The sequence below is a fragment of the Endozoicomonas sp. PH6C genome (genome assembly GCF_059322965.1).
On sequence record NZ_CP185342.1, the window covers coordinates 6,472,126 to 6,485,070 of the forward strand.

Annotated in this window: 8 protein-coding genes and 1 pseudogene; 2 read left to right on the plus strand and 7 right to left on the minus strand. The window is 48.0% G+C overall.

Annotated features, from left to right (window positions below):
* Window positions 1–52 precede the first annotated feature (52 nt).
* The 7 genes from ACOMG9_RS22825 to ACOMG9_RS22855 all read right to left on the minus strand — a co-directional run bounded on the left by ACOMG9_RS22825 (window position 53) and on the right by ACOMG9_RS22855 (window position 10,575).
* A complete protein-coding gene (locus ACOMG9_RS22825) occupies window positions 53–1,300 on the minus strand; it encodes a hypothetical protein (RefSeq protein WP_448218837.1) in 1,248 nt (415 codons plus the stop codon).
* Between the two features lie 146 nt (window positions 1,301–1,446).
* Window positions 1,447–1,671 (minus strand): hypothetical protein, encoded by a 225-nt coding sequence (locus ACOMG9_RS22830; RefSeq protein ID WP_494529472.1) that lies wholly within the window; start codon window positions 1,669–1,671, stop codon window positions 1,447–1,449.
* Between the two features lie 91 nt (window positions 1,672–1,762).
* Window positions 1,763–3,139, minus strand: coding sequence for a C2H2-type zinc finger protein (locus ACOMG9_RS22835; protein ID WP_448218835.1), 1,377 nt, complete (start codon window positions 3,137–3,139; stop codon window positions 1,763–1,765).
* Between the two features lie 309 nt (window positions 3,140–3,448).
* Complete coding sequence (locus ACOMG9_RS22840; protein WP_448218834.1) at window positions 3,449–4,465, minus strand: hypothetical protein; 1,017 nt, start codon at window positions 4,463–4,465, stop codon at window positions 3,449–3,451.
* Window positions 4,466–4,787: 322 nt separating this feature from the next.
* On the minus strand, window positions 4,788–6,716 hold the full coding sequence (aceF, locus tag ACOMG9_RS22845) for a pyruvate dehydrogenase complex dihydrolipoyllysine-residue acetyltransferase (RefSeq protein WP_448218833.1): 1,929 nt from the start codon (window positions 6,714–6,716) through the stop codon (window positions 4,788–4,790).
* A gap of 19 nt (window positions 6,717–6,735) precedes the next feature.
* A complete protein-coding gene (gene aceE / locus ACOMG9_RS22850) occupies window positions 6,736–9,393 on the minus strand; it encodes a pyruvate dehydrogenase (acetyl-transferring), homodimeric type (protein ID WP_422139195.1) in 2,658 nt (885 codons plus the stop codon).
* A gap of 792 nt (window positions 9,394–10,185) precedes the next feature.
* The gene (locus tag ACOMG9_RS22855; RefSeq protein WP_448218832.1) at window positions 10,186–10,575 is read right to left on the minus strand and encodes a hypothetical protein; all 390 of its coding nucleotides are present in this window, start codon (window positions 10,573–10,575) and stop codon (window positions 10,186–10,188) included.
* 99 nt (window positions 10,576–10,674) lie between these two features.
* On the opposite strand from ACOMG9_RS22855, the gene ACOMG9_RS22860 reads away from it, so the two are divergent.
* Both ACOMG9_RS22860 and ACOMG9_RS22865 read left to right on the plus strand, forming a co-directional pair.
* A complete protein-coding gene (locus tag ACOMG9_RS22860; RefSeq protein WP_448218831.1) occupies window positions 10,675–12,345 on the plus strand; it encodes a hypothetical protein in 1,671 nt (556 codons plus the stop codon).
* A gap of 169 nt (window positions 12,346–12,514) precedes the next feature.
* A pseudogene (locus ACOMG9_RS22865) lies at window positions 12,515–12,768 on the plus strand (transposase); the annotation flags it as partial.
* Window positions 12,769–12,945 lie beyond the last annotated feature (177 nt).

The following is a 12,945-nucleotide window of genomic DNA, read 5'->3' on the forward strand; positions in this document are numbered from 1 at the left end:
CATCAGTTGAAGTTATCACGGCATTTCTGCTGCTGGCCATTCTCGATGAACATTATTTGTCAGAGATATCTTCCCTTTCATTATTCTTTATAGAGGCTGCAACTGCATTCATTGAGTTTATAAGTGACTGGCTATTTGTTGAGTTGAGATAAATGCTTTGAGTGACAGGAAAATCATCAGGAGGATCGACAGAGAGGTCAACCAGTATCTCAAAATCATCGGGAAGATAATTGGAAGTATCCATCAAAGTGTCGGCATCATCAGGGAGATAAATAGAAGGATCCATCTCTCTGTCGACATCATCAGGGAGGTAAACAGAGCGATCAATCGATGTGCCAAAATCAGAAATAATATATACAGGAGGGTCAAGTAATGTACCAAACTCAGAAATGATATAAACGGGGGGTTCATTCAATGTGGCAGGATCAGTCGATGTAGAGTTCTCTCGATTGGGGGGCTGTTCACAGTGAAAATCGGCTGGATCAGCATGAAGAGTGTCGCATACCGAACTATCTGGGAAATTCAGCGAGCGTTCAGCTGACTCTCTGTTTCGGAGTGGTGATCGAAGTTTACAAACACCAATACAAGAATCGACGAAACAATTTAAACTCAACGTATGTCGGCTTTGTTCAGAGCCTTCGTTACCGCCACCGGAGCCGGAATGCTGAGGGCTGTTGAAAGAACCTTTAATTTGGCTGTTTGCCCCGGGGGCCTGCTGATCAGTTGATAATACTGTTGGCTGATTTCGTTTCTGGTTTTTTTGTTGACCATGTTCGAGGTACGTCATTGTGATGGTCGCATATGGGTCATCCTCCTGTAATATCATAGAAGCCGCACCCAGTTGATCCATTGTGTTGAACAGCGCTGAATTGGCGTTCCAACAGCCTTTCAGGAGCCAGCCGACAGCGACAAATGCATCTACTGGTATCCTTAAACAAGGTTTGGCGCCTGAAGGAATGTTATTGGTCAGGATCAGTTCGTAAGCAACCAGCAGATGAGTGGCGTAAAACAGCTGCCATGAAATCGACTCACTAAGGGTCGTTTTTGACCCATCACCGCCAAGTCTGTGTGGTTCGTCATCAAGTAGCCTATTTGAACCAGAATGGCTATTTGTCTGGGCAGTGTATGACGGGTTGCCCGCTAGTCCATGCTGGCCAAGCTTTGTAGGAAAGTTCCCGTCTGGAGAACCTGAATTCCGTTCAAACACTACAACAAAACTCTTTGTCAACGGTTTGGCCTGACAGATGACAGATAACGAATAAAGCAGCAACAGCAGTGCCGCAGACAGAGAGTTTTTCATTACATTCCAGTCTGTAGCTTATAATATTCAGTTCTTATTTTTTAAGAGGAAAGATAGATCAAGAAATCGGTAGTTCAAGGAAATAAGCGTATTTTTCGATGTTGCTGCTGCCCTGTCTACTTTTGGTCGTTATGTCCCGACCGATTTTAATTAGCCTTAAAATCATCCTCATCACCAGAACCGGGGCAGGTTCGGTAACCGCCAATTCTTTTTGGTTTGTCATCAGGCGGCAAAGCCGGTCCCCGACAGGCGTATGTGTCTGAGATGTATGACGGATTGCCTGACAATATAAGCTGCTCAGGCTTTATGGCAAATCTCCGGATTGGAGAATCTCCACCCTGTTCAAATTCGACAACAAAACTTCTTTTCAATGTTGCAGCCTGACCGAGAGAGTGATTGATCAAGAAAACAGGCATCTTTTCGGTCAAAAAAAAGCTTGCAGCGCGAAATGACAATCAGAAATCAATCACTTGACTTTGCATCATCAAGTTTTCGTTTCCGGTGTTGCCTTCTGTGATTCGACAGGGCTTGACTGTTTGGCAGGGACTTATGGCACTCAGAGCAGGTTTGCTCTCCGGTGTGATCCTTTCTTCTATGAGCCGCCAGGGCTTTCACGTTTGGCAGCGTAGTCTGGCACTCAGGGCAGGTTCGCTTTCCTGTGTGATATTGACTTTTGTGAGCCGACAGGGCTTTCACGTTTGGCAGCGTAGTCTGGCACTCAGGGCAGGTTCGCTTTCCTGTGTGATATTGACTTTTGTGAGCCGACAGGGAATGAGCGTTTGCCAAGGTCTTCTGGCACTCAGGGCAGGTTCGCTTTCCTGTGTGATATTGACTTTTGTGAGCCGACAGGGCATGAGCGTTTGCCAGGGTCCTCTGGCACTCAGGGCAGGTTTGCTTTTCGGTGTGATCTTTTCTTTTGTGAACCGACAGGGCTTGAGTGTTTGGAAGGGTCTTCAGGCACTCAGGGCAGATTCGCTCTCCGGTGTGATATAGACTTTTGTGAGTCGACAGGACTTGAGCGTTTGGCATGAGCTTCTGGCAATCAGGACAGGTTTGCTCTCCGGTGTGGTCTCTTCTTTTGTGAAGCAACAGGGCTTGAGCGTTTGGCAGGGTCGTCTTGCACTCAGAGCAGGTTTGCTCTCCGGTGTGATCTTTTCTTTTGTGAACCGCCAGGGCTTGAGCGTTTGGCAAGGACTTCTGGCACTCAAGGCAGGTCCGCTCTCCGCAATGATACTGACTTTTGTGAGTGTGCAATGAGGCTTGAGAGCTAAATAATTTTTTACAGCCGGGGTGATGACATTGGTATTTTTTGGTGACTGCCTTTTTCTGTTTTTCCGCAGGAGGTGGATTTAATTTTAATGACCCACCGGTTGTGCTGTCAGCTTCTGAGACAACTGTCGGTGCTTCAGCAGGATGGCTTACCGAGCCAGATTCCTGATCGCCTGCTTGCCAATAGACATCTGTTGTGCAAGCGAAAGAGTCATCTGAGATTGAACGACACCGGGTACTTGCGGAAGGAGCGAAGATACAGACTCCCTGTTGATTACAACAGGGCTGTTCATGGCAATTTTTGTCAAGGCTATGTCGAGAGTGGGTGGGCTGGCCCGAATTTTCATCATTATGGTCATTGTCGTATAAATAATGTGATTTTTCTGAATGTCTATTGAATGACTGACCATGATCCTCTGACCCTGTTGTCCGGGAATAGTTACCGCCGCCCGTTCCGTACATCAAAGTGATGATCTGAAGTTTGTTTCGCCTGGAGGGTTGGTCATCGGACAGCATGCCTGACCCCGAATATTCATTTGTGCTGATCGTGTGTGATACTTCGTTTTGCATCAGCCTCCAATCAGTCATTGGCATTGCAGTTAATAGGTCCGGCTCAGTTTTTATAGAAAAACTCTGGCTTGTCGAAGCCTCATTTTGATCAACCTCAACGATAAAACGATGAGTCTGCGGCTCAGCCGGGCAGACGAAAGACAAAAAGACCAATACGTGCGAGAGTAAGCTGTTAATGGTTCTATCCTTTATTTTCCGGGGATAGGAGCAGTGAGGATAGACGAGAGGACGGAAGGCACGAAACTAAAATCCGGGGACAATGACAGAAGATCAGACCTGCATCAAAGCCCTTGCCATTGCGGACAGACTTCATGGATGCCTTGGAGATACCCATAATAGCGACCTCGGACTCATACAACCATTTGTCAGGTTGATATCAATGCGGTGAATGTCAGAGAAATCAACAAAGAATTGATTATAGAGCTCATCTGGGGGGGCATCAGTAACTGGAATAAATGTGTTTCTATCGAAATAAACCAGTGGCGATGTGAAGGATCGACTAGTGATATCCGGGGATGAGACCTGTCCGGGTGTGGCTTCCATATGGGCGGTCGAATTCTCTAAAGAATTCACTACAGAAATCAGCGGCCCTTCTGCTGAGTTATCAGATGATTGTGAGAGTTTACAAACGCCATGACAGGAATCGACGTAACAATTTAAACCCAAGGTATGCCGTTGTTGTTCAGAGCCTCCACTACCGCCGCCAGAATCAGAAGACGATGGGTTGAAAAAGCCCGTAGCATGTGTGGTTGACCCTGATACCTGCTGACCGGATGAGGATGATGACCGGCTTTGTTGTTGACCATTTTGTTGTTGACCCCGCCCGGGGAGCATCATAATGGTGATCGCAAACGGGTCGTTCTGACTTGCCACCTGTTGTTTCATCGGGTTAAACAGCAATGAATCGAAGTTCCAATAGCTTTTCAAAAGCCAGCCGACAGCTAAAAACGCCTCTACTGGTATCCATGAATAAGGTTTGCCGCCCGGAGTGGCGTCATTGGTGGTCAGAATCAGTTCGTAAGCAACCAACAGATTTGTGGCGTAAAACAATTGCCATGAAATCGATTCAATAAAGGTCGTTTTTGCTCCGTAACCGACAAATCTCGGTGGTTTGTCATCAGGCAGAAAAATTGACTCTGCGAAGCCGTTTGTGTCAGCAACGTCCGATGGGGTGCCCGACAACGAATTCAGGACGTGCTTAAGAGAAAAGCTCCGAGATGTCTGTGTATGCTCGACAATAAAACGAGTTGCCAACAGTTCGGCCTGGCAGATAACAGACAACGACAAGAGCATCAGCAGCAGTGCTGCAACAGACAGTTGCTTCATTGTCGTAACAATGCACTCGAATTTGTTGGCATGAAAGGTAGATCAAGAAAGTGATAGATCAAGAAAACAAGCCTCATTTTCTCTCAAAAAACCAAAGGTTGCATCAGACAAGAAAGAGCCCACTAATGAAAACAGCTGCGGACTTTTTATTCAATGGGTCAGATGACTATTCCCTCTGGATGCGGGCTTTAAGCCTGGTTTAGACCAAAAAAGTGTTACATCAGGAAAGCAAGCGTGCTTTTCTCCCAAAAAAATTGTACCGGGTAAAAAAAGCCCGCACTGCAAAACAGTTGGGGCTCTTTTACTCACCGGAATCCCGGGATTACAGCAGCAAACGACGAATGTCTGACAACAGATTACTTAGCAGGGTGGTGAAGCGGGCGGCATCAGCACCATTAACCACACGGTGATCGTACGACAGTGACAGCGGGCACATCAGGCGTGCATCAAAGTCCTTGCCGTTCCAGACAGGCTTCATGGATGCCTTGGAGATACCCAGAATAGCGACTTCAGGCGAATTCACGATGGGGGTAAAGGCGGTACCACCGACTGAACCCAGGCTGGAGATGGTGAAGCAGCCACCTTGCATTTCAGCCGGTTTCAACTTCTTGTCACGGGCCTTGCCAGCCAGTTCGATACACTCTCTGGACAGATCCCAGATACCTTTCTGGTCAACATTTTTGATGACCGGTACCAGCAGGCCGTCAGGAGTATCTACAGCAACACCAATGTTGATGTACTTCTTGTAGATAACCGACTCACTGTCTTCACTGAGGGAAGAGCAGAATACCGGCATCTCTTTCAGTACGTAAGCCACAGCCTTCAGGAAGAAAGGTAACGGAGTCAGCTTGGTGCCCCGGGCTTCTGCCATTGCCTTGTTGGCCTTACGAAAAGCTTCCAGTTCGGTAATATCCGCTTCATCAAACTGTGTGACGTGGGGCACATTCAGCCAGGAGCGCTGGAAGTTCTGAGCTGCTACTTTACGCAGACGATTCAGGGCCACTTCTTCGATTTCACCCCACTTGGCGTAATCCTGGGCAGGCACCGGAGGAATACCCATCCCCCCTGTGACGGCAGCTGTCTGAGGCTTGTCAGCTTCAGACAGCATGGCCTTAACGTAAGCCTGAACATCTTCTTTCAGGATACGGCTGCGTGGGCCTGTGCCTTTTACTCGTTCCAGGGCAACGCCAAACTCACGGGCAAGCCTGCGAACCGCTGGACCGGCATGGACATTGCGATTGGCTTTTTCCAGTTCAACCAGTTTCTGAGCAGAAGCCGGAGCAGCAGGTGCTGGTGCTTTGGCAGCCGCAGGAGCCAATGCTGCCGGAGCAGAAGCCTGTGGCGCGGGAGCAGCCGGAGGCGCAGCAGCAACACTGCCCTGGGTCTCAATCCTGGCAATCAGGTTGCCCTGGCTGAGCTTGTCACCTTCTTTAATGCAGATCTCTTTGACAACACCGGCAAAAGGAGAAGGTACGTCCATACTCGCTTTGTCAGATTCCAGCACAATCAGGGAATCTTCTTCAGCGATTTCATCACCCACGGCTACGCAGATTTCGATAACAGGGACGTCTTCGGCACCAATATCGGGCACCGTCACTTCCTGAACGCCACCCGCAACAGGCGCTGCGACTGGAGCTGGTGCGGCAGGCTGAGGGGCTTCCGTCTGAGGAGCCGGAACAGGAGCAGCACCTGTGGTTTCCACTTTCACCACCAGATCGCCCTGACTCATCTCGTCGCCTTCTTTCACGCAGATCTCTTTTACTATGCCAGAGAAAGGTGAAGGAACTTCCATGGTCGCCTTGTCAGACTCCAGAACGACCAGAGAATCTTCTTCAGAAATCTCGTCACCTATAGCAACACAGATTTCGATAACAGGGACGTTTTCTGCCCCGATGTCTGGAATCAGAACGTCCTGAATGCTGCTGCCGACTGGTGGAGCAGCTGGAGCAGGCTCTGGCTGTGCAGCCGGAGCTGGAGCTGCTTCGCTGGTAGTTACGGAACCTTCCTTATCTACGACAATTGTCGTCATTTTCAGCATGTCATCACCTTCAGACACACTGTCACCTACCTTGACCATGATCTCGGAGATTTTGCCGTCACGGGGTGCAGGCACTTCCATGGATGCCTTGTCTGACTCCAGAACAATCAGGGAGTCATCGGCAGAAACTGAATCACCGGGTGCAACGCAGATTTCAATAACTTCTGCACTGCCACTGCCGATGTCGGGGATCTTGATTATTTCATCGCTCATTCGGGATAACCTTATGAAATCAGCAGTACAGTGGGTTAGCTTTGTCGCCGTCGATGTTGAACTTTTTCATAGCGTCTTTCATAACAGACACTTCCAATTCACCGTCTTTTACCAGACCGTACAGGGCAGCAATAACAACGAAGTAACGATCCACTTCGAAGAACTCACGCAATTTCTCACGGGTATCGGAACGACCAAAGCCATCGGTGCCCAGGGCAATGAAAGTACCTGGTACGAATTCACGAATCTGGTCGGCGTAGATCTTCATGTAGTCAGAGGCGGCAATAACCGGACCCTTGCGACCAGTCAGCTGCTGTTCGACCCAGCCTGCACGCTTCCCGGAATCAGGGTTCAACATGTTGTGACGAGCTGCCGCCATACCATCTCGACGCAGTTCGTTGAAGCTTGTGGCACTCCAGATATCAGACTCGATACCGAAGTCGTTACGCAGGATGTCAGCAGCAGCACGCACTTCCTCAAGAATAGTGCCACAGCCCATCAGCTGTACTTTCAGGCCGTCGTTTCCGGCGTTTTCCTCGAAGCAGTACAGACCTTTCACAATACCTTCGATAATGCCATCGCCTTCTGGCATGGCTGGCATCCTATAGCTGTCGTTCATAGTGGTAATGTAATACCACACGTTTTCGTTGTCGCTATACATACGACGCAGACCGTCCTGAACAATCACTGCCAGCTCGTAGCCGTAAGTTGGGTCGTAGCTGATGCAGTTAGGAACAGTGGAAGCGAGAATGTGGCTGTGACCATCCTGGTGTTGCAGACCTTCGCCGTTCAGAGAGGTTCGACCGGAAGTCGCGCCGATCAGGAAACCACGAGCCTGCATGTCGCCTGAAGCCCAGGCCAGGTCGCCGGTTCGCTGGAAACCGAACATGGAGTAGAAGGCATAGAAAGGAATCATGGGTACATTGTTGTTACTGTACGAAGTCGCCGCCGCGATCCAGGCAGCGTGGGCACCGGCTTCGTTAATACCTTCTTCCAGAATCTGACCCTGTTTGGACTCCTTGTAGAACATCACCTGATCAGAGTCGACCGGCTCATACATCTGACCTTCAGCAGAGTAGATGCCCAGCTGACGGAACATGCCTTCCATACCGAAAGTCCGGGCTTCATCAGGAATAATCGGTACGATGTGCTTACCGACATTCTTGTCTTTCGCCAGAGCCGCCAGAACACGTACGTAGGCCATGGTGGTTGAGATTTCTCGTTCACCACTGCCTTTGAGAACAGCGTCGAAGGCACTCAGGTCAGGAATTTCCAACTGCACATCCGACTGCTCGCGACGCTGAGGAATGAAACCACCCAGTTTTTCACGATGCTTGCGCATGTAAACCATCTCAGGGCTGTCTTCTGCGGGCTTGAAGTAAGGCAGGCTGGCCAGATCTTCATCTTTGATCGGCAGGTCGAAACGGTCACGGAACTGTTTCAGGTCATCGATAGGCAGTTTCTTGACGTTGTGGCTGACGTTGGAGGCTTCACCCGTGGTACCGGTACCGTAACCCTTTACAGTCTTGGCCAGAATAACCGTTGGCCTGTCGGTGGTGTTTACCGCAGCATGGTAGGCTGCGTAAACCTTGTATGGATCGTGACCGCCCCGGTTCAGACGCCAGATATCATCGTCAGAAAGGTGTTCCACCATCTTTTTGGTTTCAGGGTAACGACCGAAGAAATGTTCGCGTGTCCAGGCACCGCCCTTGGCCTTACAGTTCTGATAGTCACCATCGACGGCTTCGTCCATCAGCTTCTGCAGCACACCGTCTTTGTCCTGGGCAAACAGCTGATCCCAGTGACGACCCCAGGTCACCTTGATCACGTTCCAGCCAGCGCCACGGAATACGCCTTCAAGCTCCTGCATGATCTTGCCATTACCACGAACCGGCCCGTCCAGACGCTGCAGGTTACAGTTCACCACGAAGATCAGGTTGTCGAGCTTTTCACGGCCCGCCAGAGAGATTGCACCTGTGGATTCCGGCTCATCCATTTCACCGTCACCCAGGAAAGCCCAGACTTTACGGTTCTGCTCCGGGGCCATACCACGGTTGATCAGGTACTTCATAAAGCGTGCCTGATAGATGGCCTGCAATGGGCCCAGACCCATGGATACGGTAGGGAACTGCCAGAAGTCAGGCATCAGGTGCGGGTGAGGATAGGATGAAAGACCCTTGCCTTCTACTTCCTGACGGAAACCGTCCAGCTGATCTTCACTCAGACGACCTTCGAGGTAAGCACGGGAATAAATACCCGGAGCCGTGTGCCCCTGATAGTAAACCAAATCGCCTTCACGGTTATTGTTGTAACCGTGGAAGAAGTAGTTGTAGCCGATATCGTACAGGGTTGCACTGGAAGCGAAGGAAGAGATGTGGCCACCCAGTGAACTGTCTTTCTGGTTAGCACGCATGACCATTGCCAACGCATTCCAACGAACCAGGGAACGGATTCTGCGTTCCATAAACAAGTCGCCCGGCATTCTCGCCTCTTTCTCAGGCGGAATGGTGTTGCGATAAGGGGTAGTAATCGCGTAGGGCAGCTGGGTGCCTTTCGCTCTGGCATGCTGGGAAAGTCGGGTCATCAGGTAATGAGCCCGGTCTTCCCCTTCTTTTTCCAGAACGGAATCCAGGGCTTCCAGCCACTCCCGGGTTTCGATGGGATCAATGTCGTGCATATAGTTTGCTCCGAGAATTGAGCGCTGTAACCAGTTCTAAAAAAAAGCATCTGTGAAGGGATCATCAGCCACTGATGCATCTTTCCATTACGATTACCCGGACAGGAGTACACTTTAGCAACTCAGCCTTGAGCAAATAAATCGCCTCAATCTGAGATGGACAACCACATTTTCATAAGGCGGTTATTCATCAATGAGCCAGTGAAATTCTGTCTGTCAGGATAGTCGAGGCTCTAAGGGGCCGTTTTTTTCAGCCCATACCACCAGTGAAAACGAATCATCAAAAGGCGTAAGCCCGAAGAGTCCGAACAAGAAAAGATTGCTCGAGGGCTACCCCTGTCGCGGCTCCCAGCGCCAAACTGTTATCTATGAAAAATCTGTCCTGTCTGCTTGAGCGTAAGGTTCGACCACCGTGCCATCAGGCTTCCAGCCCGACGATTGGCCCTGGATGGAGATTTAACCGGGTGCAAAGAAGACAGAGCTTAAAACTTCAGAAAATTGATTTCGATCAATTTTGTAATTGAACTACAAGATAAGCAAAATCCGCAATGAGTACCAGTACTTAGGCACAGTAAAGTTACAGAAATATATCAAAAGCCGCTACATCATTACATTTATCCATGAAATTCCCATGACATAATTATTATCAAACAAGAAAAAACTCTATCAGCGCATACCCCAATAGCAATTTCCGCGCTGGACTTTACTCTGAATTTACGCAGAGAAAAGTCGAAATTCCCTACTGGAAAAAGAAAAATGCTGACGATTCATCGAATTAGTGTAAACCTCTCACTATATTGGCGTATCTTCCTGCCATGAGCTGATACCCCGGAGCCGACTTTGATCCGCTTTGATGCCAGCTAATGGAAAAGCAATTTTCTGCTTCCAGCTGGAGCTTGTTTTAAAGCTGATGCTCAGCTGCTGAGCAGGATCAATCTCACTGGCAACCTGTTCTCTTTCTTCCATGTCCAGAACATCATTAAATCGACCATGATTCATTGCAGTGGCAGCTATAGCTTGCCAGAGAGGCGTATCTTTTTTACTGGCATTGTATTCAGGATCAAGGGAAGCACTGACCTTGCTGGCCAGCTCATCATCGATGCCGAAAAAGAAGGTCTGCGAAACCTGTACCGGGAACAGAATCTGGCCCCTGCTGTACCTATGGTGTCGTTGAAAAAACACGCTTATTTTTTTGATCTGTCACTTTTCTGGTCTAACTTTCCTCTACCGATAAATGAATAACCAAGCACTGCGAACAACGGGCTTTAAAAGTGGGTTCTAATGAAAAATTCGTTCTCTGCGACACTGCTGTTGCTGCTTTCGTGGTTGTCTGCCGTTTGTCAGGCCGAATCGTTGACAAGAGATTATATTGTCAGGTTTCAACAGGATGGAAGCTTGCCAGATGGGAGTTTTTCTATTAAGCCAGACCGTCAGACATTGCCGGGCAACCCGACCTACCTTGCCGACACAAACGGCTATGCAGAGTCAATTTTTCCGCCTGATGACAGACCACTCAGACTTGGCGGTTACGGGGTAAAAACCGCCTTTTTTAAGTCGATCTCCTGGCCATTGATTTACGCCGCTCATTTTCTGGTTACTAATAAACTGATGATGACCACCAGTGACGTCCTGAACCCCAAACCCTATTCGAGGATGCCATTAGAAGTGTTTGCCACCGTTGGCTGGCTATTGGAAAGATATTGGAACAACAATTCGCCGCAGCTCAACCCAATAGATCAACCAGGGTCAGTTCAGGATCACCCATTTGAGATCACCACTATGATGCTTCCCGGGCAGGGTCAACAACAAAGTGGTCAACAACAAAGTGGCCAACAAAATAGTGGCCAACAAAACCCAACATCAGCATCTTCCGGTCAGCAGGCCTCTCGCAGAGCTTTTTTCGGGCTCAAGCTTACCGGCTCTGGCGGCGGTAACCAGGGCCCTGGACAACAACGGCACACGTACGGTTTCAATTGTTATGTCGGTTCCTGTCATGGCGTTTGTCAAGTCCAACCGCCATCAAGAAGTAGTGAGTCAGCTGAAAGGGGCCAGCAATACTCTTCTTCCCCTGCCCGAAGAGAGATTGAACCTTCGATAGCTCGTCTGTTGTTTGGTAACATAGGTAGTGACCCGTCCAAAAATCCTCATTTACCCAGCTTTGGAGAGAGTCTTGTTAGAGTATCTCATCGAGAAACCGGGGCTTCATCAGATTCTGAAGAACTTGATCTTTCTTCAAGGGTTGACGAAAAAGTATCCGAACTTTTAACTGAATTTTTCGTTCGTCCAATTGTAAATTTTCTGAATTACAGAGTCCTCGTGAATAAACACAACACTGACGACGAATATGTACATCTTGCTGCTGCAATGTGCAATGCACTGGGTGAAGAATATGCATATATTGTTGACTGTTGCGCCAGTTTTACCCACACCGTCAACTTTGGCTTCTGTCACACCCTTAGTCGTATGGCTGATGTGGTAAAAGACTTTTATGCAAATAGAAGCTTGAACCTGGATAAGTTCAGAGAAGATATCATCGAAGGCTTGAATACAGATCGCCAGACTCTTGTAGAGAAGATTACCCGTCAAGAGGTAGAGCGTGTAAACATTATTCTTCAACAAGGCTCATCGATGGAAGATAAGTATCAGCCGGTTGGTAATTTTGTATTAATTTTCTTTGCCCTTTCCGCCAACAATCTAAAAGAAGCGGGTGATTTTTTCCGGAAGGTTTGTTTTACAGATGCAAATGGCAACAAGATAACTCGGGATAGTCCCTCCCCTGAATACTCCGAAGAGTTCACAACTGAACCCACAGACACTTATAAATATGTTTATTCTTCAGTAAGAAATATAAAAGATATTACTCATTTACAAAGACTGGTTAACCAGCTTGCAGATTATTTAATTCCGAGTAAGGGCACTGCTTCAGCAAGTCGTGAAAATAAGCCTAACTAATGTAATGTGACTGAATTAACGTTACATAAATGTTTGTAGTAGCCATTATGAATGTCATTCCAACCACTACCTGTTTTTACTATGCAAGTTGCCAAAGAGATAACACTTAACGCTTCTAAAGAAACACGACTCAGAAAGATTAATTCTTCAGATACTTAGCCAGTAGGATCACAACACTGTGGAATGGCTGAAGTTTCTTAAGCAGATTGACAAGGAAACGGCAAAAGACAAAGAGCTGCACCTGATTTACGACAACTATGTGACACACAAACACCCAAAGGTGCTAGAGCGGCTGGAAAAACAGCCTCGCTTCATATGCATTTTTCGCCAACTTCAGTATCATGGCTAAACATGGTTGAGAGATTTTTTCGGGATCTCAAGAGTGAGCAGTTACGCCGTGGTGTGTTTAGCACTACAATAGAAGCGATTCTTAGATTAGACGTGATGATTTAAATATAGATTTATTAACAAATAAATTAAGGTGGTGGAAATTATCAATACATTATTAAGCTCTAATATGTTATAAATAACAGTATCATTACTGGAAGAGAGTGATGTAAGATTTGCTCCTTCTAATTAAGTTTTTTTATGATTTTAATT

Bases quoted from the DNA above. Each gene is read 5' to 3' on its own strand.
- ACOMG9_RS22825 (WP_448218837.1), bottom strand. From the start codon at position 1,300: ATGAAAAACTCTCTGTCTGCGGCACTGCTGTTGCTGCTTTATTCGTTA.
- ACOMG9_RS22835 (WP_448218835.1), bottom strand. From the start codon at position 3,139: ATGCAAAACGAAGTATCACACACGATCAGCACAAATGAATATTCGGGG.
- ACOMG9_RS22840 (WP_448218834.1), bottom strand. From the start codon at position 4,465: ATGAAGCAACTGTCTGTTGCAGCACTGCTGCTGATGCTCTTGTCGTTG.
- aceF (WP_448218833.1), bottom strand. From the start codon at position 6,716: ATGAGCGATGAAATAATCAAGATCCCCGACATCGGCAGTGGCAGTGCA.
- aceE (WP_422139195.1), bottom strand. From the start codon at position 9,393: ATGCACGACATTGATCCCATCGAAACCCGGGAGTGGCTGGAAGCCCTG.
- ACOMG9_RS22860 (WP_448218831.1), top strand. From the start codon at position 10,675: ATGAAAAATTCGTTCTCTGCGACACTGCTGTTGCTGCTTTCGTGGTTG.